We start from the raw sequence: 26,327 nt of genomic DNA, 5'->3' as shown, positions 1-26,327 counted from the left end.
GGAGGTCGTCGAAGCCCCCGCCGGATCGGCGCGGGCTTCGACAAACGGAGCGGGCCCCGCACGGCCCCATCTCCCCGGCCGCTTGTGCGGCTCGGTGTGGGCGTTCTGTTCAGGCGGTCGTTGCCACCGGGCGGTGGGAGAGGGCGTCGGAAGCCCTGGCCGTGGCGTAGAGCGAGACGGCCAGCGCGATGACGAGGGCGGCGCCGGCGGCGAAGATGCTGCCGGAGGAGACGGCCTTGGCGCTGCCGGCCTCGGTGCGGGCGGAGCCGGCGATGAAGGGCATCACCACGAGGACGGCGACGCCGAGAACGACCTCGCCCCAGACGACCTTCGGGAAGTGCCGCAGGGTCAGGTGGAGCAGGGAGGAAGTGTCGTCGGCGCGGCGGGCCCGGGCGATGCGGGGCATCAGCCAGAACTGGTTGACGGCGCCCGCGGCGACGAGGCCGGCGACCAGGAGGATCTTGACGAGCAGGGCGATGCCGTAGCCGGTGGTCCACAGCTGGGAGATCGCACCGACGTGCTTCCAGCTGAGCCAGAGGCCGGAGACGGTGACGGCGCCGACGCAGATCATGGCGACGAGGCTGAACCGGCGCCACATGTCGGCCCAGAGAAGACCGGCGCCGTCGCCGAGGCGGCCACGGGTGCCGGCGAGGGCGGCCAGGAGGGCGAGGCCACCGAGCCAGACGACGCCGGAGATGATGTGGGTCTGGTCGAAGGCGAGGTCGAGCCAGCGGTCGAGGTCGGCGGGCTTGGTGGCGGGGACGGCCGCGATCAGGGTGACGGCGAGGGAGAGCGGCAGCGCGGTGAGGGCGATGGCGTCCGTGTGGCGGCGGGCAGCGGGCACGAAGAGGGCGATCAGCGTTGCGGCCGTCACGGCCAGGACCGCGTTCTGGACCAGGTAGACGTTGCCTTGGGCGATCCAGGCGCCCTTCGCGGCCGGGGCGTGGAGGTAGTCCCAGATCCGGTCCGGGGCGAGGGCATCGCCGAACGGTATGCCCTTGCCGGCGCGGGCGAGACGGGCGGCGAGCTGGAAGTAGCCGGCGACCAGTAGCACCACCCCTGCCCAGGCGAGGTAGGCCGCTGATCTGCTTCGCAGGGCCTCGGCGTCCTGGCGGCTGGTTTCCGGCGCACGAAGTGCCGGGCGCACGGTGGTCGCGTACGTGATGGTGGTGCCGAGGGCTCCGCTGAGGCCGATGAAGTAGCCGGCCTTGGTGAGGACCCGCCAGAGCTGGGGCATGGTGTATCCGGCCGTGTCCGCGGCCAGCAGGGCGTGATGCATGAGGTGAGGCTACCCTAAATAAGGGTCCCCTAAGTTACCTGGAGGGCTGCGGTTGTTCAATCGTCATCATCTTGTGAGCTGCCTATCGGTCCGCACTCCGGGGAGCGCCCCGTCGCCATTTCGCCTGGTGCGAAGGTTGCCAGGCACCGGAGTCCGATGCTCTCGGTCCCCCCCCGGGGGGCGCCGGGGCAGGCGCTCGCCGGCACAGCCGTGGCGGGAGCGGCGGAGGCCACGGATCACCAAGTGACCGGCAACGCCTGCAGGCCGCGGAAGACCAGTTCCGGTACGTAGGCGAGCTCGGACTCGTCAACGGCGAGGCGCAGTCCCGGATACCGTTTCACCACGGACCCGATCGCCACCCGCATCTCCCGGCGGGCCAATATCGCGCCGAGGCAGAAGTGCGGCCCGTGCCCGAAGGCGAGGTGCGCTGCCGGTCCTTCACGCGTGATGTCGAAGCGGCCGGGATCCGGATACGCGCCGGGGTCGCGGTTGGCCGCGACGATGACCGGCAACACCGGTTCTCCCGCCCCCAGTTCGACGCCCTCCAGATCGACGGGCTCGGTCGTGACCCGGACCTCGGCCGAGGTGAAAAGCCTGCTGTAGCGCAGTAGTTCGTCAACCGCCGGTCCGATCAGGTCCGGTGCCGACCGCAGCAGCGCGAGTTGGTCCGGGTGGCGCAGCAGGGTCAGGAACGAGTTGCCCAGCTGGTTGACGGTCGTCTCGTGGCCGGCGATCAGCAGGCCTTCGAGGTTGGCCAGCAGCTCGGGTTCGGTGAGGTGGTCGCCCTCGTCGTTGGCGGCGACCATCGCCGAGATCAGCCCGTTGTCCGGCTGCGCCCGCTTCTGACGCACCAGATCGGCGAGCCAGTCCTGCATCTCGCCCTGTGCGGCCCGCAGTTCGTCCGAAGTGATGTCCGTGACGAACAGCCGCCTGGTCCACCTGCGGATGGCCTCCGCCTCGGAGTAGGGCACGCCGAGCAGCTCGCAGATGACCATCAACGGCAGTGGAGCGCAGAGACCTGCCACAAGATCCGCGGTTGGATCGAGGGAGTCGAGCAGGGAGTCCGCAAGGGACTGCACGCGTGGTTCGAGCTGATCGACCATGCGCGGGCTGAACGCCTGCGACATCAGCTTGCGCAGGCGGGCGTGGCGCTCGCCGTCCAGGCTGGAGACCAGTAACGGGTCGGCGGCGACGGACAGTTTCAGCGGGCTGCCCGGAAGTGTGGCCGCCTCCCGGCTGAACCGGCTGTCGCTCAGAACCTGGCGCACCGCCTTGTAGGAGAGGGCGAGCCAGACGTCGGCCGTACCCATCGACGCGAGGACGACCGGAGCCTTCGCGAGCAGGGCCTCGGCTTCGGGCTCGTTGTCGAGGTGGTGTGGTGTGGTGAGGGGAAACGTGGCTCGCATCGCTGCCTCCTGACTGGATGTCACCGGATCCGGGCGCCGGGTGCCGGGCGCGAACGGCCGGGACCGACGTACTGATCGGTGACAGCTGGGTGGTGTGCCGCCGGGGGCGGTGGCGTTTCGCGATCGTCTCGACGTCGAGGGGGGTCGAACGGTTCACTCGGAGCTGTCGGTGGCGCCGGTGGTCGGTTCGCTCGATCCGGGTGGTGATCGCCGTGCGGAGGTCTTCCCGGGTGGGCGGATGGCGGTCGAGGACGTTCTTCGGCGCGAGCGCGAATGGGATTCTAGGGCGTTGTCACCGGCGGCGTCGACGGTGCCCGCGAACCCGGCCCGGCCGTGGCGGTTCGGGGCGTGGACGAACTACCGTGACCGAACCGGCAGGTTCACCGGCAGATTCGCCAGCAGGTCCGCCGGCGGACACTGCGACGGGCCGTCGTCAAGAATCGGCGCGTTTCATGGGGCACGGGACGGATTTCGCCACGGCGCCTTGGTCATGCAGGCATATGACGTTGCGATGTGCCTCGTTTGAGACAGCCTCCGCATGGCCTATGGCGACGGCGTGATGTTGCTGCCATGCTCGTCTGCGCGGCGGGGCGATCATCGCCTCGGCCCCCATGCTCAGCTCACCAGTGCATCTTCCTCGGCGTCGCCAGCGCTGTCGCTTTCGAGGGACCGCTCCACTGATCCAGGCGCCCGAAGCGCCGTCGAGTCCGGGTTCGGATACCACCGGGCCGCCGGGCTGCCCGCGCGCTCGATGCTCCAACCGCTTGCGCGGCCGGAGCCGCACCGTCGGGACTGCTACGGAAACACCCCCCTGCCTTCCTTCATTCCCCGGCTCACGAGGTGTCGATGTGATGCGCTTCCCCTTGGATTCGGACGCTGATCGTGTCGCTGTCATCGGAATGGCGGGCAGGCTGCCGAAAGCCCCGGATCCGGAGGCGTTCTGGCGACTGCTGTGCGACGGGGCCGACGCGATCACCGCGCCGCCCGCGGGCCGGCAGGGCGTACGGCACGGCGGCTACCTGGACCGGGTGGACGGCTTCGACGCGGCGTTCTTCGGTGTGTCCCCCCGTGAGGCCGCCGGTATGGACCCGCAGCAGCGGCTCATGCTCGAACTCGCCTGGGAGGCCCTGGAGGACGCACGGATCGTGCCGAGCACGCTGACGGGCAGTCCGACGGGGGTGTTCGTCGGCTCGATGTGGGAGGACTACACGTCCCTGGCCTACCCCGGTCACATCACGCCGCACACGCTGACCGGCACCAGCCGGGGCGTCATCGCCAACCGCGTCTCGCACTTCCTCGGTGTGCGCGGACCGAGCATGACGGTCGACACGGCCCAGTCGTCGGCGCTGGTCGCGGTGCACCTGGCGGTCGAGAGCCTGCGCCGCGGCGAGTCGGCGCTCGCCCTGGCCGGCGGGGTGAACCTCAACCTGACCGCCGCCCGCGAGGAGGGAGCGGCGGAGTTCGGCGGCCTGTCCCCGGACGACCGCTGCTTCACCTTCGACGCCCGGGCCAACGGCTTCGTCCGCGGCGAGGGCGGCGCCTTCCTCGTCCTGAAACCGCTGGACCGGGCCCTGGCCGACGGGGACCGCGTCTACGGTGTCGTCCGGGGCAGCGCGGTCAACAACGACGGCGCCACACAGAGCCTGACCGTGCCCAGCGCGCAGGCCCAGGAACAGGTCATCCGCGAGGCACTGGCCCGCGCCGGCGTGCGTCCCGCGGATGTGCAGTACGTGGAGCTGCACGGCACCGGCACCGCTGTCGGCGACCCCATCGAGGCCGCCGCCCTCGCGGCGGCCTACCGCGACCCGGCCGAGTCCGGCGACGCCGACAGCGCCCTGCGGGTCGGATCCGCCAAGACGAACGTCGGCCACCTGGAAGGCGCCGCGGGCATCGTCGGTCTGCTCAAGGCCGTCCTCAGCGTGCACCACCGCGCACTGCCGCCGAGCCTGAACCACGAAACCCCCAACCCCGGCATCCCTCTCAACGCACTGGCGCTGCGGGTCCAGACCGCTCCGACCCCCTGGCCGCGGCCGGACGCGCCCCTGCTCGCCGGAGTGTCGTCGTTCGGCATGGGCGGCACCAACGCGCACGTGATCGTCGGGCAGGCGCCCGATGCGGCCGCGCCGCCGGCCCGGCGGCCCGCCCCTGAGGGCCGGCCGGCGCCGTGGATCGTCACGGCGCGGACCAAGCAGGCGCTACGGGCGCAGATCGAGCGCCTGCGCGAACACGTGCGCAGCCACCCGGACCTGACGGGCGCCGAGGTCGCGCACGCGCTGGCCACCACCAGAACCCGGTTCGCCCACCGCGCGGTCCTGCTCGACTCCGTCCAGGTCGCCGCCGGCCGGGCCGGCACCCCGGGCCGTACCGTCTTCGTGTTCCCCGGCCAGGGCGCGCAGTGGGTCGGCATGGGCCGGGAGCTGTACGCCGCGTACCCCGCCTTCCGGGCCGCCATGGACGAGTGCGCCCAGGCCCTGGCCCCGTACACCGACTGGTCCCTGGCCGATGTCCTGGACGGCGCCCCGCTCGACCGCGTGGACGTCGTGCAGCCCGCCCTGTTCGCGGTGATGGTGTCCCTGGCGGCACTGTGGCGCTCCTTCGGTGTCGAGCCCGACGCGGTGGTCGGGCACTCGCAGGGCGAGATCGCCGCGGCACACGTCGCGGGCGCGCTGCCGCTGTCCGACGCGGCCCGGATCGTGGCACTGCGCAGCCGCGCGCTGGTGGCGCTGACCGGCCGGGGCGGCATGGTGTCCGTGGCCCTGTCCGCCGAGCGGGCCGAGGACTACGTGTCGCGCTGGGGCGGCGCGCTGACGGTCGCCGTGGTCAACGCCACCGGCTCGGTCGTGGTGTCCGGCGACACGCAGGCCCTGTCCGAACTGGTCGAGTCCTGCGCGGCGGACGGTGTCCGCGCACGCGTCGTCCCGGTGGACTACGCCTCCCATTGCGCGCACGTCGAGGCGATCCGCGAGCGGCTGCTCACCGAACTGGACGGTGTGCGGCCGCGGCAGGGCACGATCCCGTACTACTCCGCGGTCACCGGCGGCCTCCTCGACGACACCACGGAGCTCGACGCCGGCTACTGGTACCGCAACGTGCGCGAGCCGGTCCGCTTCGACCTGGCCACCGCCGCACTGCTGGCGGACGGGCACGACGTCGTGGTCGAGGTCAGCCCGCACCCGGTGCTGCTGCCCGCCCTCGAACAGATCCTGGAACAGGCCCGCGAGCGGACCGGCGTGCCCGGCGTCGCCACCGGCACGCTGGGCCGTGACCGGGGCGGGCCGGACGTCTTCCTGACCGCGCTGTCCCGGCTGTTCGTGGCCGGCGTGCCGGTCGACTGGTCCCCGGCCGTCGCCGGGGCCGCGCCGGTCGACCTGCCCACGTACGCCTTCCAACGTCGTTCGTACTGGCTGCCCGAAGCGACGGCCGGGCAGAGCGGACGGACCCCGGCCGGCCCGGGGACGCACGCAGCGGAGACCGCCGCGCCCGGCCGGCCGGACGGCGGCCCGGAGACCCGCGACACCGGGGCGGGCGGCACGGACACGGGCGACCCCGAGTCGGGCGACACGGTCGACGCGGCCGCCGTGGTCACCGCGCAGATCGCGCTCGTGCTGGGCCACGAGAACCCCGCGGACATCGATCCCGCGCTCACCTTCAAGGACCTCGGCTTCGACTCGGTCACCGGGCTCGAACTGCGCAACCGCCTGGCGGGCGCCCTGGACCGGGAACTCCCTTCCGGTCTCGTCTTCGACCACCCGACGCCCGCGGAGCTGATCGACTGGCTGCGCACCGGCCCCGGCGACCGGCCGGCCCCGGCCGCCCCCATCGCCCGGGCCGCCCACGACGACCCGGTCGTCATCGTGGGGATGGGCTGCCGCCTCCCCGGCGGGGTGGCCTCGCCGGACGACCTGTGGCGGCTCGTCGCGGAGGGCGTGGACGCGATCGGCGACTTCCCGGACGACCGCGGCTGGGACCTGGGCGGCCTGTACGACCCGGAACTGCGCGGCGCGGGCACCACGTACATCACCCGGGGCGGGTTCCTGGAGGCGGTGGCCGGCTTCGACGCTCCGTTCTTCGGCATCTCGCCCCGCGAGGCGCTCGCCATGGACCCGCAGCAGCGGCTCGTGCTGGAGACGGCCTGGGAGACGTTCGAGCACGCCGGGATCGACCCGGCCTCGCTGCGCGGCAGCCACACCGGCGTGTTCACCGGCGTCTGGTCGTCGGGCTACGCGACCGGGCCGGGCCTGCCGGAGGACCTGGAGGGTTACCTCTTCACCGGCGTCGCGACCAGCGTCACGTCCGGCCGGGTCGCCTACCACCTCGGGCTGCGCGGTCCGGCGCTGTCCGTGGACACCGCCTGCTCGTCGTCCCTGGTCGCCGTGCACCTGGCCGCCCAGGCCCTGCGCGCGGGCGAGTGCTCGCTGGCGCTCGCCGGCGGTGTCACGGTCATGGCGACACCGCTGGGCTTCACCGAGTTCTCCCGCCGGCACGGCCTCGCGGCGGACGGCCGCAGCAAGCCCTTCGCCGCCGCGGCCGACGGCACCAGCTGGGCCGAGGGCGCCGGCCTGGTACTGCTGGAACGTCTGTCGGACGCCCGCCGCAACGGCCACCGGGTGCTGGCGGTCGTCGCGGGAAGCGCGGTCAACCAGGACGGCGCGTCCAACGGCCTGACCGCGCCCAACGGCCCCTCCCAGGAGCGGGTGATCCGTCAGGCCCTCGCCAATGCCGGGTTGGAGCCGTCCGAGGTGGACGCGGTGGAGGCGCACGGTACGGGGACGACGCTCGGCGATCCCATCGAGGCCCACGCCCTGCTGGCCGCCTACGGCCGGGACCGGGACGAGCCGTTGTGGCTGGGGTCGGTGAAGTCGAACATCGGCCACACCCAGGCCGCGGCCGGTGTGGCGGGTGTGATCAAGATGGTCATGGCGATGCGGCACGGCGAACTGCCGCGAACCCTGCACGTGGACGCCCCCTCCCCGCACGTCGACTGGGCCTCCGGCGGCGTCCGGCTGCTCACCGAGGCCCGGCCGTGGCCGGAGCACGAGCACCTGCGCCGCGCCGGCATCTCGGCCTTCGGCATCAGCGGCACCAACGCCCACCTGATCATCGAGCAGTCCTCCGACCCGGACCCCGGCCACCTTCCCGAACCCGCCGACCGGGCCGCCCCCACCGCCTGGCTGCTGTCCGCGAAGACCGGTGCCGCGCTGCGCGCCCAGGCCGAGCGGCTGCACGCGTACGCGACCGCCCACCCCGACGTCCCGGCCGCCGCGATCAGCCGCGCACTGGCAGCCCGCACCCGGTTCGAGCACCGGGCCGCGGTGGTCGGCGCCGACCGGGACGACCTGCTGTCCGGCCTGGCCGCGCTCCCGCCGGGACTGCCGGGCCGGCCGGCCCGTACCGGCGGGACCGTGTTCGTCTTCCCCGGACAGGGCGCGCAGTGGGCGGGCATGGGCCGTGACCTGTACGAGCAGTCCGAGGTCTTCCGTGCCGGCATCGACGCCTGCGCCGCCGCCCTGGCCCCGTACACCGACTGGTCGCTGGTCGACGAACTGCGCCACGGTTCGCTGGACCGCGTCGACGTGGTGCAGCCGGCCCTGTTCGCCGTCATGGTGGCGCTGGCCGACCTGTGGCGGTCCTACGGCGTGCAGCCGGACGCCGTGGTCGGCCACTCCCAGGCGGAGATCGCCGCCGCGTACGTCGCCGGCGCGCTGTCGCTGGGCGACGCCGCCAAGGTCGTGGCGTTACGGTCCAGGGCACTGGCCGTCCTCGCCGACCGGGGCGGCATGGTGTCCCTCGCGCTGTCCGTCGAACAGGCCGCCGGCTATCTGGCCCGTTGGGGCGAGCGGCTGACCACCGCCGTGGTGAACGGACCCGCGGCGGTCGTGGTGTCCGGCGGCCTCGACGTGCTGGACGAACTGCTGGCGGCCTGCGAGGCCGACGGCGTCCGCGCCCGCCGCCTGCCCGTCGACTACGCCGCCCACTCCGTCCAGGTCGAGGCGATCCGCGAGCACCTGCTCACCGACCTGGCCGACATCACGCCCCACTCGGCGGTGATCCCGTTCTACTCCACGGTCACCGGCGAGCCGGTCGACACCTCCGCCCTCGACGCCGACTACTGGTACCGCAACCTCCGCGAACCCGTACGGTTCGACCTGGCCACCGCCCGGCTCACCGCCGACGGCCACGACCTGTTCCTGGAGGTCGGCCCGCACCCGGTGCTGGTGCCCGCGCTGGATGTCGCCGCCACCGGAACACTGCGCCGCGATCACGGCGGCCTCACCGAGTTCCTCGCCGCGGCGGGACGCCTCCACGCCGCCGGAGCCGACGTCGACTGGACCCCGGTCCTGCCCCGCACCGCACCCGGGGCGGACCTGCCCACGTACGCCTTCCAGCGCGAGCCCTACTGGGTGACCGCGACCCCGCCGGTGCCCCGTGACGACTGGCGGTACGAGGTGGCATGGGCGCCGACGACCGGTACCTCGGTCCCGGTGGACCCGGAACGCTGGCTCGTCCTGGCCACGACCGGGCACCCGTGGGCCGAGGCCCTGCGCGAACGGGGCTTCGCGGTGGCCGACACCTGGGACATGGCCGGTACCGGCGACGCCCGGCCAGGGCCGGACGGTGTGCTGTCGCTGCTGGCGCTGGACGAGGAGCCGCACCCCGACCACCCGGTGCTCCCGGCGGGCCTGGTCCGCACCCTGGATCTGGTCCGCACCCTGGACCCGGCGCGCAGCCTGGACCCGGTGAGGACGGCGGCCGTCCCGCTGTGGTGCGCGACCAGCGGCGCCGTGAGTACCTCGGGCACCGACCCGGTCACCAGCCCGGCCCAGGCCCTGGCGTGGGGCACCGGCGCGTCCGCGGCGCTGGAGTTCCCGCACGGCTGGGGCGGCCTGGTCGACCTTCCCGCCGTGCCCGACGAGGAGAGCGTGAACGCGCTGCTCGTCGTGCTCGCCGGCACGGGCGAGGACCAGGTGGCGATCCGCGGCACCCGGCGCTTCGCCAAGCGGCTGCGCCGCAAGGCCTCGTCGGGCCCGGCCGCGCGGTCCTGGCGGCCGCGGGGCACGGTGCTGGTCACCGGCGGCACCGGCGCGCTCGGCGGACATGTGGCCCGCCGCCTCGCGCGGCAGGGCGCGGAGCACATCGTGCTGGCCGCCCGCCGCGGCCCCGACGCACCCGGCGCGGCCGGCCTGCGCGACGAACTGGAGGCAGCCGGGGCGCGGGTGACCGTGGCGGCGTGCGACGTGGCCGACCGGGACGCCCTGCGGGACCTCGTCGGGCGCGTCGGCGACATCCGCGCGGTCTTCCACACCGCCGGCGTGATCAGGGCGACCAGGCTGGCCGACACGACACCGGCGGGGTTCGCCGAGGTCGTCATGGCCAAGGTCGCCGGGGCGGCGAACCTGGCGGAACTCCTGCCGGACCTCGACGCCTTCGTCCTGTTCTCCTCCACCGCGGGCGTGTGGGGCGACGGCCACGGCGCGGCCTACGCCGCCGGCAACGCCTTCCTCGACGCCCTGGCCGCACAGCACCGGGCCCAGGGCCGCGCCACGACCTCCGTCGCGTGGGGCATCTGGGCCGACGGCGGCATGGCGGCCCTGGAGCCCGTGCGGCGCCAGCGCACCCTGCTCGGCCTCGGCGAACTGGACCCGGGCCGCGCACTCGACGCGCTGCAGGACGTCCTCGACCACGACGAGGCCCTCGCGGTCGTCACCGAGGCCGACTGGGCACAGTTCGCCCGCGCCTACACCCACGCGCGGCCGAGCCGGCTGCTGCGGGACCTGCCCGAGGCCCACCGCCGGCCGCAGGTCCCCCGACCCGCGCCCCCCGCCGGCGGCACCGACCTGCTGGAGCTGATCACCACCCACGTCGCCGGGGTGCTGGGACACACCACCCCCGAGCGGCTCGACCCCCGGCGGGCGTTCAAGGACCTGGGCTTCGACTCACTGACCGCGGTGGAACTGCGCAACCGCCTGACCGCCGCGCTCGGGACGCAGCTGCCCGCCACCCTCGTCTTCGACCACCCCACCCCGGCACGGCTGGCCGCCCACCTGTCCGGCGAGCAGGACGCGCCGCAGGCCCCGGCCCCGGCCGCGACGGACGAGCCGATCGCGGTCATCGGCATGGGCTGCCGCTACCCCGGGGGCGTCGGCACCCCCGAGGACCTGTGGCGGCTGGTCGCGGACGGCGTGGACGCGGTCGGCGACTTCCCGGCCGACCGGGGATGGGACATCGACCGCCTGTACGACCCGACGGGAAGCCGCCCCCGCACGTCGAGCACGTCCCAGGGCGGCTTCCTCGACGCCGCCGGCGACTTCGACGCGGCGTTCTTCGGGATCTCGCCCCGCGAGGCGCTCGCCATGGACCCCCAGCAGCGCATCCTGCTGGAGACCGCGTGGGAGACCATCGAGTACGCCGGTATCGACCCGACCGCGCTGGAGGGCACACCCACCGGCGTGTTCACCGGCCTGTGGTCCACCGGCTACGCCGCCGGGCCGGTCCCCGACGACCTGGAGGGCTACCAGGTCACCGGCACCGCGTCGAGCGTGGGGTCCGGCCGGCTGGCGTACCAGCTGGGCCTGCTCGGCCCGGCGCTGTCCCTGGACACCGGCTGCTCGTCGTCCCTGGTGGCCCTGCACCTGGCCGCCCAGGCGCTGCGCTCGGGAGAATGCTCCTTGGCCCTGGCCGGCGGCGTCACCGTCAACGCGGCACCCACGCTGTTCACCGAGATGTCCCGGCAGGGGGCGAGCGCGCCCGACGGCCGCAGCAAGTCCTTCGCCGCCGCGGCCGACGGGGCGGGCTGGGCCGAGGGCGCAGGCCTGCTGCTGCTGGAACGCCTGTCCGACGCCCGCCGCAACGGCCACGAGGTGCTGGCGGTCGTCCGGGGCTCCGCCACCAACCAGGACGGCGCCTCCAACGGCCTGACCGCGCCGAACGGTCCGTCGCAGGAGCGGGTGATCCGTCAGGCCCTCGCCAATGCCGGGTTGGAGCCGTCCGAGGTGGACGCGGTGGAAGCCCACGGCACCGGCACCACTCTCGGCGATCCCATCGAGGCCCAGGCACTGCTGGCGACCTACGGCCGGGACCGGGTGGAGCCGTTGTGGCTGGGGTCGGTGAAGTCGAACATCGGCCACACCCAGGCGGCGGCCGGCGCGGCCGGCCTGATCAAGATGGTCATGGCGATGCGGCACGGCGAACTGCCGCGAACCCTCCACGTGGACGCGCCCACCCCGCACGTCGACTGGGCCTCCGGCGCGGTCCGCCTGCTCACCGAACCGGTCGCCTGGCCCGGGACCGGGCGGCCACGGCGGGCCGCCGTCTCCGCCTTCGGCATCAGCGGCACCAACGCCCACGTCATTATCGAGCAGAGCATCCTCGAACAGCCCGCCGAGGCCGACTCCGCCGCACCCTCCCCCCGAGGCCGCGCGGACGACCAGGTCCTCTGGCCGCTGTCGGCCAGGACCGAGGCGGCGTTGCGGGAGCAGGCGCGCCGGCTGGGCGCCTTCACCGCCGTACGTCCCGAGGTGAGCGCGGCGGCGGTCGGGGGCGCTCTGGCCGCCCGCACCGTGTTCGAGCACCGGGCCGTGGTGGTGGGCAGCGCCGCGGCCCTGGACGCCCTGGCCGAGGGTGGCACGGCGCCGGGTCTGGTGACCGGGACCGCTCGCCCGGTGGGGCGGTCGGTGTTCGTGTTCCCGGGGCAGGGTGCGCAGTGGGTGGGTATGGGCGGGGAGTTGTACGGCTCGGAGCCGGTGTTCCGGGGGGCGATCGACGCGTGTGAGGCGGCGTTGGCGCCGTACACGGATTGGTCGTTGGTGGAGGTGCTGACCGGCGGTGGGTCGTTGGAGCGGGTGGATGTGGTGCAGCCGGCCCTGTTCGCGGTGATGGTGGCGCTGGCGGAGCTGTGGCGTGCGCATGGTGTGGGACCGGATGCGGTCGTGGGGCATTCGCAGGGGGAGATCGCGGCGGCGTACGTGGCGGGGGCGTTGTCCCTGGACGACGCCGCGAAGGTGGTCGCCCTGCGCAGCAAGGCCCTGGTCGCCCTGGCCGGAGACGGCGGCATGGTCTCGGTCGCGCTGTCCGCGGACGACGCCGCCGGCTACCTGAGCCCCTGGGGCGACCGGATCACCGTCGCGGTGGTCAACTCCGCCTCGACCGTCGTCGTGTCCGGCGAACCCGGGGCCCTGGACGAACTGCGGGCAGCCTGCGCCAGGGACGGCATCCGCGCCCGCGCCATCCCCGTCGACTACGCGGCGCACTCGGCGCAGGTCGAGGCGATCCGCGAGCACCTGCTCACCGACCTGGCCGACATCACGCCCCGCTCGGCGGCGATCCCGTTCTACTCCACGGTCACCGGCGAGCCGGTCGACACCTCCGCCCTCGACGCCGGCTACTGGTACCGCAACCTCCGCGAACCCGTACGCTTCGACCTGGCCACCGCCCGGCTCACCGCCGACGGCCACGAGGTGTTCGTGGAAGTCAGCCCGCACCCGGTGCTGGTGCAGGACCTGGACGGCGTGGCGACCGGCACCCTGCGCCGCGACCACGGCGCCATCGGGGAATTCCACACCGCCCTGGCCCGCCTCCACGTCCAGGGCGTCGCCGTGACCTGGCCGCACGACCGCCCGCACGGCGTCAGGCTGCCGCGCTACCCCTTCCAGCGCAGCACCTACTGGCTCACCCCCGCGGCCGGCGACCACGCCACTGAGCACCCGCTGGCGGGCACCACGGTCGAACTGCCCGACGGGAGCACCGTGCACAGTGGGCGCGTCTCCACCCGCACCCACCCCTGGCTGGCCGACCACGCCGTCGACGGCACGGTCCTGCTGCCCGGCACCGCCTTCCTCGAACTCGCCACCCTGGCCGGCGGGACCCTCGACGACCTCGTCCTGCACCAGCCCCTCGCGCTCTCGGACACACCCACGGACATCCAGGTCTCGGTCGGCGCCCCGGACGACGCCGGCCGCAGCCCGGTCACCGTGCACTCCAAGGGCGGCGACGGCTGGGTCCGCCACGCGTCCGGAACCCTCGGCGGCCAGGTGGCGGCCGGTCGCCTCGACCGGCCCGCGAGGAACGCCGAACCCGTGGACCCCGAAGGGTTCTACGCCTTCCTCGCCGGACTCGGATACCAGTACGGACCCGCGTTCCGGGGCGTGCGGAAGTTGTGGCGGGGCGAGGACGAACTGTACGCCGAGGTGTCCGTCCCCGACGGCGCCCGCTTCGGCATCCACCCAGCGCTCCTGGACGCCGCACTCCAGCCGCTGATCCTGCTCAGCCCCGACACCCGGGTCCGGCTGCCGTTCTCCTTCTCCGGCGTCGCCGTGCACACCACCGGTGTGTCGTCCGCCCGGGTCCACCTGGTCCGCACGGGCACCGGCACCTACCGCGCGACACTGACCGACCTGTCCGGCAACCCGGTCGCGGACATCACCGCGCTGACCGTCCGTCCGGCCGCCGAGACCCGGGCCGCGGTGCTGCACACCCAGTGGGTGCCCCTCACCGCGAGCACACCGACCGAGGTGGTGCCGAGCCCGGTACTCACCGCGGAAGCCGACGCGGACTCCGTGCACGCCCTCGTCCAGCGGGCCCGCGCGCTCGTCCAGGACTTCCTGGCCGAGCAGCCGGAGCGGGCGGCCGCACGCCTGGCCGTCCTGACCCGCGGCGTGGCCGGCGCGGCCGTACGCGGCCTGGTCCGCAGCGCCGCCGCCGAGCACCCCGGCCGGTTCGTCGTGGTCGACATGGGCGACGCGTCCGAGGAGGACGCGGTCCGGGCCGCCAGGACAGCCGGCGACGAAACCGAACTGGCCCTGCGCCAGGAAGGCGTCCTCGTGCCGCGGCAGGCCAGGTACGCGCCGGAACCGACCGCCCCCGACGGCGCGTACCGGCTGAGCGAGTCCGGCACCGGGCAACTGGACGACCTGGCCCTGCTGCCCTGGCAAGAGGCCGCGCTGGAACCCGGACAGGTACGGGTCGCCGTACGCGCGGCCGGCCTGAACTTCCGCGACGTGCTCATCACCCTCGGCATGTACCCGGACCGGCCCCCGTTGGGCGGCGAAGGGGCCGGCACCGTCCTCGAGGTCGGCCCCGGCGTCACGGCCTGGCGGCCCGGCGACCGCGTCACGGGAATGATGCCCGGAGCCTTCGGGCCGCGCGCGGTCGCCGACCACCGGCTCCTGACGGCGATCCCCGAGGGCTGGAGCTTCACCGAGGCGGCGTCGGTGCCCATCGCGTTCACCACCGCCTGGTACGGGCTGTTCGACCTCGGCGAACTGCGCCCCGGCGACCGGGTCCTGGTCCACTCCGGCGCGGGCGGTGTGGGCATGGCCGCCATCCAGTTGGCCCTGAACAGCGGCGCGGAGGTCTTCGCCACCGCGAGCCCCGCCAAGTGGGACACCCTGCGGCGCCTCGGACTGGCGGACGACCACATCGGTTCGTCCCGCGACACTCGGTTCGCCGACCGGTTCCCGGCCATGGACGTCGTCCTCAACTCGCTCGCGGGAGAACTCACCGACGCCTCCCTGCGGCTGCTCGCCGACGGCGGCCGGTTCGTCGAGCTGGGCAAGACGGACGTCCGCTCACCCGAGGGCCTGATCTACCGGGCCTTCGACCTCAACGACGTCGACCCCGCGCGGCAGGGCGACATCCTCTCCAGGGCCGTGGCGATGGTCGCCGACGGGACGCTGGAGCCGCTGCCGGTCACCGCCGCGGACCTCCGCCAGGCCGTCGCCTCCTTCCGGCTGATGAGCCAGGCCCGCCACGTCGGCAAGATCGTCCTGACCGTCCCCCAGCCGATCGACCCCGACGGCACCGTGCTGATCACCGGCGGCACCGGCACCCTCGGCCAGGCCGTCGCCCGGCACCTGGTGTCCCGCTACGGGGTACGGCACCTGCTGCTCGTCAGCCGCGGCGGCGGCGCGGTGCCGCACCTGGAGCCGCAAGGGGACGTCGACGTGCGGGTCGTGGCCTGTGACGTCGCGGACCGGGACGCGCTGGCGGCCGTACTGGACTCGATCCCGGCCGAGCATCCGCTCACCGCCGTCGTCCACGCGGCCGGCGTGCTCGACGACACCGTCATGGAACGGCTGACCGCGGAGCAGCTCGACCGGGTGCTGCGTCCCAAGGTCGACGGCGCCTGGAACCTGCACGAGCTGATCCGCGAGGACCACCTCGCCGCCTTCGTGCTGTTCTCCGCGGCCGCGGGTGTACTCGGCAACGCCGGCCAGGCCGGCTACGCGGCCGCGAACTCCTACCTCGACGCGTTCGCCGCACACCGGCAGACCCTCGGACTGCCCGCCGTGTCGATGGCCTGGGGCTACTGGGAGCAGGAGAGCGGCATGACCGCCCACCTCACCGCGGCCGACCGCCAACGCCTCGCCCGCAAGGGCATCCGCCCCATCGGCCTCGAACGCGCCCTGGCCATGTTCGACACCGCGCTGGCTGCCGGACGTCCCGCGCTGACCACGGCCGACCTCTCGATGCCGCAGACCCTGCCGACGCCGAAGGCCCCCGCGTCGGACCTGCTGTCCCTGGTCGCCGCCCACACCGCCACCGTCCTCGGCCACTCCGACGCCGCCGCGATCACCCCCGGACTCGCCTTCCGCGACCTCGGCTTCGATTCCCTGACCTCCGTCGAACTGCGCAACCGCCTCGCCGGCGCCACCGGCCTGCGGCTGCCCGCGACCCTCGTCTTCGACCACCCCACCCCGGCCGACCTCGCCGACCATCTCACGGCCGAACTCTCCGGTGCGGCAAAGGGTGTGGCGTCGGCGGCACCGGTGGTGCCCGCGGTGTCGGTGTCGGACGATCCGGTGGTGATCGTGGGCATGGGGTGCCGGTTGCCGGGTGGGGTGGGGTCGCCGGAGGAGCTGTGGGGTCTGGTGTCGGGTGGGGTGGATGCGATCGGGGGGTTTCCGGGTGATCGCGGGTGGGACGTCGAGGGGTTGTTCCATCCGGATGCGGATCATCCCGGGACGTCGTACACGCGGTCGGGTGGTTTCCTCGCGGACGCGGCGGGGTTCGATGCCGATTTCTTCGGGATCTCGCCGCGTGAGGCGTTGGCGATGGATCCGCAGCAGCGGGTGCTGCTGGAGACCGCGTGGGAGACGTTCGAGGACGCGGGGATCGATCCGACGTCGTTGCGGGGCAGCCGGACGGGTGTGTTCACCGGCATCTGGTCCTCCGGCTACGGCGGCAGCCCCGACCAGGCACCGCCCGACACCGAGGGCTACCTCGCCACCGGCATCTCGCCGAGCATCACCTCCGGCCGGGTCTCCTACCTGCTGGGCCTCCAGAGCCAGGCCGTGTCCGTCGACTCCGCCTGCTCCTCGTCACTGATGGCGATCCACCTCGCCGCGCAGGCACTGCGCTCGGGGGAGTGCACACTCGCCCTGGCCGGCGGGGTGACCGTGAGCGTGACCCCCCTGCAGTTCACGGAGTTCTCCCGCCAGCGTGCCCTGGCCCCTGACGGCCGGTGCAAGCCCTTCTCGTCGACGGCTGACGGTACGGCCTGGGGTGAGGGTGCGGGGTTGGTGCTGCTGGAGCGGTTGTCGGACGCCCGTCGCAACGGTCACCGGGTGCTGGCCGTGGTGCGGGGTTCGGCGGTGAACCAGGACGGGGCGTCCAATGGGTTGACCGCGCCCAACGGCCCCTCCCAGGAACGCGTCATCCGCCAGGCGCTGGCGAACGCCGGGTTGGAGCCGTCCGAGGTGGACGCGGTGGAGGCGCACGGTACGGGGACGACGCTCGGCGATCCCATCGAGGCCCAGGCACTGCTGGCGACCTATGGTCAGGGGCGGGACGAGCCGTTGTGGCTGGGGTCGGTGAAGTCGAACATCGGGCACACCCAGGCGGCGGCCGGTGTGGCGGGTGTGATCAAGATGGTGATGGCGATGCGGCACGCCGAACTGCCGCCGACGCTGCACGTCCAGGAGCCCACGCCGCATGTCGAGTGGGACACCGGTGACATCCGGCTGCTGACCGAGGCCCGGCCGTGGCCGGAGACGGGGCGTCCCCGCCGCGCGGGCATCTCGGCCTTCGGGGCCAGCGGCACCAACGCCCACGTCGTCATCGAACAGTTCCCGGAGGAAACCCCCGAACAACCCGCCGCGGACGACTCCGCGGAGCCCACCGTGTGGCTGCTGTCCGGCAAGACGGACGACGCCCTCCGCGCCCAGGCCCGACGGCTCGCGGACCACATCACCGCCCACCCCGGACTCCGGTCGGCCGCCGTCGGCCGGGCCCTCGCCACCACCCGGACCATGCTCGCCCACCGGGCGGCCCTGGTGGGCAGCACCCGGACCGACCTCATGGCGGAACTGGCCGCCCTCGCCGACGGAGACCCCCGCGTCATCACGGGGGTGGCCGGTTCGCCGGACCGGTCGGTGTTCGTGTTTCCGGGGCAGGGTGCGCAGTGGGTGGGTATGGGTGGGGAGTTGTACGGCTCGGAGCCGGTGTTCCGGGGGGCGATCGATGCGTGTGAGGCGGCGTTGGCGCCGTTCACGGACTGGTCGTTGGTGGGGGTGCTGACCGGCGGTGGGTCGTTGGAGCGGGTGGATGTGGTGCAGCCGGCTCTGTTCGCGGTGATGGTGGCGCTGGCGGAGTTGTGGCGTGCGCATGGTGTGGAGCCTGATGCTGTGGTCGGGCATTCGCAGGGGGAGATCGCGGCGGCGTGTGTGGCGGGGGCGTTGTCGTTGGAGGACGCGGCCAAGGTGGTCGCCCTGCGCAGCAAGGCCCTGGTCGCCCTGGCGGGCCAGGGCGGGATGGTGTCGGTCGGCCTCGGGCATGAGCAGGCCGCCGGGTTCCTGGCCCGCTGGGACGGCCGGCTGACCGTGGCGGTGGTCAACTCGGCGGACAGCGTGGTGGTATCGGGTGATCGGGACGGGTTGGACGAACTGCTGGCGGCCTGTGAGGCCGACGGCGTCCGCGCCCGCCGCCTGCCCGTCGACTACGCCGCCCACTCCGTCCAGGTCGAGGCGATCCGTGAGCACCTGCTCACCGACCTCGCCGGCATCACACCGCACCCGGCCGCGATCCCGTTCTACTCCACGGTCACCGGCGAGCCGGTCGACACCTCCGCCCTCGACGCCGACTACTGGTACCGCAACCTCCGCGAACCCGTACGCTTCGACCTCGCCGTCGAGGCCCTGACGCAGGACCGGCACGGCGTGTTCGTGGAGGTCAGCCCGCACCCCGTACTGGTGCCGGTGATGGACGGCGTTGTGACCGGCACGCTGCGCCGCGGCAGCGGCAGGCAGGAATTCCACCTCGCCCTGGCGCGCCTGCACACGCAAGGCGTGGCCGTCGACTGGACGCCGGTCCTCCCCGGCGAGCCGCACCATGTCCCGCTGCCGACGTACGCCTTCCAGCACCGGCCGTACTGGTTGAACCCCGCCGCCCCGAAGGGCGACGTGTCGGCGGCGGGACTGGACTCGGCCGGGCACCCGCTGCTCGGGGCCGTCGTCGAACTGGCCGGGGACCAGAGCGTCCTGCTCACGGGGCGGCTCTCGACGGCTACCCGCCCATGGCTGGCCGACCACGTCGTCCTGGGCTCCGTGCTGCTGCCCGGCACCGTGTTCGTCGAACTCGCCCTGCACGCCGGACGGCAGACCGGCTGCGACGTCCTGGACGAACTGGTGCTGGAAGCCCCCATGATCCTGCCGGACGACGGTTCCGTGCCGGTCCAGGTCGTCGTCGGCGCACCGGACGGGACGGGCCGACGCCCCGTCACCGTGCACTCCCGGACGGGCGGCACCTGGCTGCGGCACGCCACCGGCATGCTGGCGACCGGCGGCCGCCCCCACCCGTACGACACCGGCGAGCCCTGGCAGCCGGCCGGTGAGCCCGTCGACCTGACCGACTTCTACGACACCCTCGCCGCCCAGGGCTACGAGTACGGGCCGGTGTTCGCGGGCGTACGCGAGATCCGGCGGCAGGGCGACGAGCTCTATGCCGAGGTGGCGCTGCCCGCCGACACCCGCGACCGATTCGGTCTCCACCCCGCGCTGCTCGACGCCGCGCTCCAGCCGCTGACCCTGCTGGCGGCCGGCCGCCTGCCGTTCTCCTTCGCCGGGGTGTCGATGCGGAAAGCCGGCTCCACGGCCCGGGTCCGCCTCACACCCACCGGCCCCGACACCTTCCGGGTCGCGCTCGCCGACGAATCCGGGCCGCTGGCGGTGATCGACGCGCTGACCGTGCGCCACCGGCCGCCGGGCATGCAGGTCGCCGGGACCGACCAGCTCTTCCGCCTCGACTGGGTGCCCGTCGAGAGCACCGGCGAACCCCCGGCCGTCCACCACGTCACGCCCCCGGCGGGAGACCCCGTGGCGGCCGCGCACACCGTTTCCGCCGAGACGCTGGGCGTGCTCCAGGACTTCCTGCGCGACGGGGACGGCCGGCTGGCCGTCGTGACCCGCGGGGCGGTCGGGCCGGACCCCGTCGACCTGCCGTCCAGCGTCGTCTGGGGCCTGGTCCGCGCGGCCCAGGCGGAACACCCCGACCGGTTCGTGCTCGTCGACACCGACGACCGCGTCCTCGTCGCGGGGGACGAACCGCAGCTCGTCGTCCGCGACGGCGCCGCCCACGCCGCCCGCCTGGTACGGGCCGAAGCGGCCCCGGCACCCGGCCCGCTCGACCCGAACGGCACCGTGCTGATCACCGGAGGCACCGGAACACTGGGCCGCCTCGTCGCCCGGCACCTGCGCGACCGGCACGGCATCCGGCACCTGCTCCTGCTCAGCAGGACCGCGGCGGAGGTGGACTTCGACGCCGAGGTGGTGGCCTGCGACGTGGCCGACCGGGACGCGCTGGCGGCCGTGCTGGACTCGATCCCGGCCGCGCACCCGCTGACCGCGGTCGTGCACGCGGCCGGTGTGCTCGACGACGGCGTCGTCGAATCCCTCACGCCCGGCCGGATCGACCAGGTGCTGCGGCCCAAGGCCGACGCCGCCTGGCACCTGCACGAGCTGACGAAAGACCTCGGCCTGAGCGCGTTCGTGCTCTTCTCGTCGGCCGCCGGTGTGCTGGGCGGTCCGGGCCAGGCGAACTATGCCGCCGCGAACGCCTTCCTGGACGCCCTCGCCGTGCACCGGCGTGCCCTGGGCCTGCCAGGCGTGTCGCTGGCCTGGGGACAATGGGCCGAGGCCAGCGGGTTGACCGAACACCTCACCGACACCGACCGCAAGCGCCTCGCCCGCGCCGGCGTGCTGCCGATGCCCACGAACCAGGCGCTGGCACTGTTCGACCTGGCCCTGGGCGCCGCCGATCCCGCGCTGGTCCCCGCACACCTCGACCTGTCGGCGGCGTCCACCCGCCCCCTGCTCGGCCGCCTCACCCGTACCAGGCCCGCCCGGCGCACGGACCGGCCGGGCCTGGGCAGGGAACTGGCGGCCCTGCCCGAGACCGAGCAGCACAGCCGCGTCCTGGAACTGGTCACCGGCCAGACGGCCGCGGTCCTCGGCCACACCGACACCGCGGCCGTCAGCGCCGAGCGGGCCTTCAAGGACCTGGGCTTCGATTCGCTCACCGCAGTGGAACTGCGCAACCGCCTGTCCGCGGTCGCCGGGGTACGGCTGCCCGCGACGATGGTCTTCGACCACCCGACCCCCGACGCGCTGGCCGGCCACCTGCGGGACCTCCTGGTCGGCGCCCGGCGCCAGGCCCCTGCCTCACCCGTGCCGGTCGGGGTTCCGGTGTCGGGTGATCCGGTGGTGGTGGTGGGGTTGGGGGCCCGGTATCCGGGTGGGGTGGGGTCGGCTCAGGAGTTGTGGGGTCTGGTGGCGGGTGGGGTCGATGCGGTGGGGGAGTTCCCGTCGGATCGTGGGTGGGACGTGGGTCGTCTTTACGATCCGGTCGGTGGTCCGGGGAGGTCGTACACGCGGTCGGGTGGTTTTCTGAGGGATGCGGGTGGCTTCGATGCCGGGTTCTTCGGGATTTCGCCGCGTGAGGCGTTGGCGATGGATCCGCAGCAGCGGGTGCTGCTGGAGACGGTGTGGGAGACGTTCGAGGACGCGGGGATCGATCCGACGTCGTTGCGGGGCAGCCGGACGGGCGTCTTCACCGGCATCTGGTCCTCGGGCTATGGCGCCGGGGCACAGCCGCCCGACCTGGAAGGCTACCTCTCGACGGGCACGGCGACGAGTGTGACCTCCGGGCGGGTGTCGTACCTGCTGGGGCTGGAGGGTCCGGCGGTGTCGGTGGACACGGCGTGCTCGTCGTCGCTGGTGGCGATCCACCTGGCGGCGCAGGCGCTGCGTTCGGGGGAGTGTTCGCTGGCGTTGGCCGGTGGTGTGACGGTGATGGCGACGCCGGCGGGGTTCGTCGAGTTCTCGCGGCAGCGGGGGCTTGCGGCCGATGGGCGGGTGAAGGCGTTCGCCGAGGCCGCCGATGGTACGGCGTGGGGTGAGGGCGCGGGTGTCGTGCTCCTGGAGCGGTTGTCGGACGCCCGCCGTAACGGCCATCAGGTGCTGGCGGTGGTGCGGGGTTCGGCGGTCAATCAGGACGGGGCGTCCAATGGGCTGACCGCGCCGAACGGCCCGTCGCAGGAGCGGGTGATCCGTCAGGCGCTGGCGAATGCGGGACTGTCGACGGCGGACGTGGACGTGGTGGAGGCCCACGGCACCGGCACGACGCTCGGCGATCCCATCGAGGCGCAGGCGCTGTTGGCGACCTACGGTCAGGGGCGGGGCGAGCCGCTGTGGCTGGGGTCGGTGAAGTCGAACATCGGCCACACCCAGGCCGCCGCCGGTGTGGCGGGCGTGATCAAGATGGTGATGGCGATACGCCACGGTGAACTGCCGCCGACGCTGCACGTCGACGCGCCGAGCTCCCACGTCGACTGGGAGTCCGGAGACATCCGGCTGCTGACCGAGGCCCGGCCGTGGCCGGAGACGGGGCGTCCCCGCCGTGCCGGTGTGTCGGCGTTCGGCATCAGCGGGACGAACGCGCACGTGATCCTGGAGGCACCGGCGCCGGACCCGGCCGAGGAGGCCTCGTCCGAGTCCCCTGCCGCTTCCGCGCCCGCAGCCGTCGTGCCGGTGCCGTGGCTGCTGTCGGCGAAGTCGGACGAGGCCCTGCGCGACCAGGCCCGGAGGCTGCGCGGGTTCCTCGCCGAGCACCCCGAGGTCACACCGGCAGAGGTGGCCGCGGACCTGGCCGCGCGGGCCAGGTTCCCGCACCGTGCCGTGCTGACGGACCCGTCCGGTCTGGACGCGCTGATCGCCGGAGAAGCCGGAATCGTCACGGGCACTGCCTCCCCGGGCAGGTCGGCGTTCGTGTTCTCCGGTCAGGGTGGTCAGTGGGTGGGGATGGGGCGGGGTCTGTACCGCGAGTTCCCGGTGTTCGCGCGGGCGTTGGACGAGGTGTGCGGGTTGCTGGGGTTGCCGGTGGAGGTGCTGTTCGAGGACGGGGAGGGGGTGCTGGGGGAGACGGAGTTCACCCAGGGCGGGGTGTTCGCGTTGGAGGTGGCGCTGTTCCGATTGGTGGAGTGGCTGGGTGTGCGGCCGGACTTCGTGGTGGGGCACTCGGTCGGTGAGGTGGCGGCGGCTCATGTGGCGGGGGTTCTGGGGCTGGAGGACGCGTGTGTGCTGGTGGGCGCGCGGGGCCGGTTGATGCAGGGGTTGCCCGGTGGTGGGGCGATGGTCTCGCTCCAGGCGTCGCTGGAGGAGGTGGAGGCGTCGCTGGTGCCGGGGGCCGAGGTGGCGGCGGTCAACGCGGTGGACGCGGTGGTGGTGTCGGGGGACGGGGCCGCGGTGGAGGCGGTCGCCGAGGTGTGGCGGGGCCGTGGGCGCCGGGTGCGGCGGCTGGAGGTGAGTCACGCGTTCCATTCGGCGTGGATGGATCCGGTGCTGGAGGAGCTGGGCCGGGTGGCGGCGGGTCTGTCGTTCGGTGAGCCGGTGATCCCGGTGGTTTCGACGGTGGCGGGGCGTCCGGTGGACCTGGGGGAGTCCGGGTACTGGGTGCGGCAGGTGCGGGAGCCGGTCCGGTTCGCCGATGCGGTGGAGTGGCTGGCGGGTCAGGGTGTTACGGGGTTCGTGGAGGTGGGTCCGCATCCGTTGCTGGTGGGGAACGGGTTGATGCGCCGTGGCGGTGATTCTCCGGAGCGGCTGTTCGCGGGGCTGGGGCGGTTGTGGGCGGACGGCGCGGTGCGCTGGACGCCCCCCGCGACGGCGACGGCGGGGACGTCGGGCGCGCGCGTGCCTTCGTACGCCTTCCAGCACCAGCACTACTGGCTCCAGCCCACCACCCCGGCACCGGCCGGTGACGGCCGGATCGACCACCCGCTGCTGCGGGACGCCATGGAACTCCCCGACGACAACGGCGTGGTGCTGACGGGACAACTCGCCACCGCCGCGCAGCCGTGGCTCACCGAACACGTCATCACGGGCTCGCCCCTGCTGCCCGGCGCGGCGTTCGTGGACCTGGCGCTCCGGGCCGGCGAACACGTCGGCTGCCCGGCGGTCGAGGACCTGACGCTGGAGACACCGCTGGTGGTCGCGGACGGTGTGCAGGTGTCCGTGACCGTCGGCCCCGACCGGGCGGGCCGGCGCAGCCTCTCGATCCACTCGCGCGCGGACGGCGAGTGGGTACGGCACGCCACCGGGACCCTGGGCGCCGTATCCGTCGCACCAGGGGAGCCCTGGGCACGGCAGTGGCCGCCGCACGCCGAAGCCGTCGACCTCGACGCCTTCTACGACAACCTGGCCGACGCCGGATTCGCCTACGGCACGGCCTTCCAAGGCCTGCGAGCGGCCTGGCGCGACGGCGACACCCTCTACGCGGAGGTGGCCGTACCCCCCGGCGACACCCGGTTCGCCCTGCACCCCGCCCTGCTCGACGCCGCGATCCAGGTCGTGACCGTCGCCGACGACCGGGCGAAGATGCCGTTCTCCTTCGCCGGGATCTCCTGGTGGCGCGGCGCCGAGCACGCCAGGGTCCGGCTGACCGTGACCGGCCAGGACACCTGCGCGATCGGCCTCGCCGACCGGTCGGGCGCGCCGGTCGCCGAGATCGCCTCGTTGACCCTGCGCCGGCCGGCCGGGGCCACCACGCAGGACGTGCCGTACCAGGTGGCGTGGCCGGTCCTGGAAACGGCGACCACCGAACCGGACATCCCGGTCCACCACGCCACATCGCCCGTCGAGACCCTGCGGGTGATCCAGGACTTCCTCACCACGGACACCCCGCGCATGGTGGTCGCCACGCGCAACGCCGTTCCGGTCCGTCCGGGCGAGGACGTCGACCCGCAGGCCGCCGCCGTCTGGGGCCTGGTCCGGTCGGCCGCCACCGAGCACCCCGGCCGGTTCGTGCTGGTCGACGGTGACGACGGCGACGAGGTCCGGCTGGCCGGCGACGAACCCCAGCTCGCGATCCGCGTCGGCGCCGTTCACGTCCCCCGCCTCGAACGGGCGCGGACCGAACCGCTGCCCTCGCCGCTCAGCCCCGGGGGCACGGTGCTCGTCACCGGCGGCACCGGCACCCTGGGCGGCACGATCGCCCGCCACCTCGCCGTGCGGCACGGCGTGCGGCACCTGCTGCTGGTCGGCCGGAGCGGCCCGGACGCCCCCGACGCGGCCGCGCTGACCGCCGACCTGGCCGCGCTGGGCGCGACCGCCGACATCGTGGCGTGCGACGTGTCCGACCGCGAGGCGGTGGCGCGGCTGCTCGCCGAACACCCGGTCACCTCGGTGATCCACGCCGCGGGCACGCTGGCCGACACCGTCGTGGAATCCCTCACCCCGCAGCGGTTCGCGCGCGTGTGGGAGCCGAAGGCCCTCGCGGCGCGGCACCTCCACGAACTGACCTCGGACCTGGAGGCGTTCGTGCTGTTCTCGTCGGCGGCCGGTGTGCTGGGCGGTGCGGGCCAGGCGAACTACGCGGCGGCGAACGCGTACCTCGACGGCCTCGCCGCACACCGGCACGCCCAGGGACAGCCGGCCGTGTCGCTCGCCTGGGGCTATTGGGCGGAGGCCAGCGGCATGACCGGAGGTCTGACCGCCGTCGACCGGCACCGCCTGGCCAGGGCCGGCGTACGGCCGCTGCCGACGACGGACGCGCTGGCCCTGTTCGACGCCGCGCTGACCGCGGGCACTCCCACCCTCGTCCCCGTCAGGTTCGACCTGCCGGGGCTGCGCCGCGCCGGCGACCCGCCCGCCCTGCTGCGGGAGCTGGTACGGCCCCGGCGCAGGCAGGCCGCCGACCGCGCGTGGACGCAGGCCGACGTGCTGCAACTCGTCGTGGGCCAGGTCGCCCTCGTCCTGGGGCACTCGTCACCGGAGGCGGTCAACCCCGACCAGGCGTTCACCGACATCGGGTTCGACTCGCTCACCGCCGTGGAACTGCGCAACCAGCTCGACGCGGACACCGGCCTGCGCCTGCCCGCCACGCTCGTCTTCGACCACCCGACACCGGCCCGCCTCGCCGCCTTCGTGCACACACGGCTGCACGGCACCGAACCCGACCCCCTGCTCGCCGAACTCGACCGGCTCAAGTCCACCCTGGACGCGGCAGCCGCCGACGCCGACTACGAGACCGTCGCGGCCCGCCTCGAAGCGCTTCTCGCGGCCTGGACCGCCAGACGTACCGGCTCCGCGGCCGGTGTCGACGAGGCCAGCGACGACGAACTGTTCAGCCTTCTGGACGATGCGCACCGCAGGACCGAG

The 26,327-nt window shown here is 73.8% G+C and carries 2 protein-coding genes and 1 pseudogene; 1 reads left to right on the top strand and 2 read right to left on the bottom strand.

Annotated elements, in window-relative coordinates; all coding sequences use genetic code 11:
- Nucleotides 1–109: 109 nt before the first annotated feature.
- Nucleotides 110–1,279 carry a CopD family protein gene (locus ACZ6EM_RS03740; protein WP_465771551.1) on the bottom strand — a complete coding sequence of 390 codons (1,170 nt, stop codon included), beginning with the start codon at nucleotides 1,277–1,279 and terminating at the stop codon, nucleotides 110–112.
- A 236-nt stretch (nucleotides 1,280–1,515) separates the two neighbouring features.
- A complete protein-coding gene (locus ACZ6EM_RS03735) occupies nucleotides 1,516–2,685 on the bottom strand; it encodes a cytochrome P450 family protein (protein ID WP_465771550.1) in 1,170 nt (389 codons plus the stop codon).
- 851 nt (nucleotides 2,686–3,536) lie between these two features.
- On the opposite strand from ACZ6EM_RS03735, the pseudogene ACZ6EM_RS03730 reads away from it, so the two are divergent.
- A pseudogene (locus ACZ6EM_RS03730) lies at nucleotides 3,537–26,123 on the top strand (SDR family NAD(P)-dependent oxidoreductase); the annotation flags it as partial.
- Between the last annotated feature and the right edge of the window lie 204 nt (nucleotides 26,124–26,327).

Source organism: Kitasatospora sp. NPDC041917, assembly GCF_055589745.1.
Note: the sequence above shows the minus strand (reverse complement) of the source record. Positions and strands in the feature narration are given on the sequence as shown.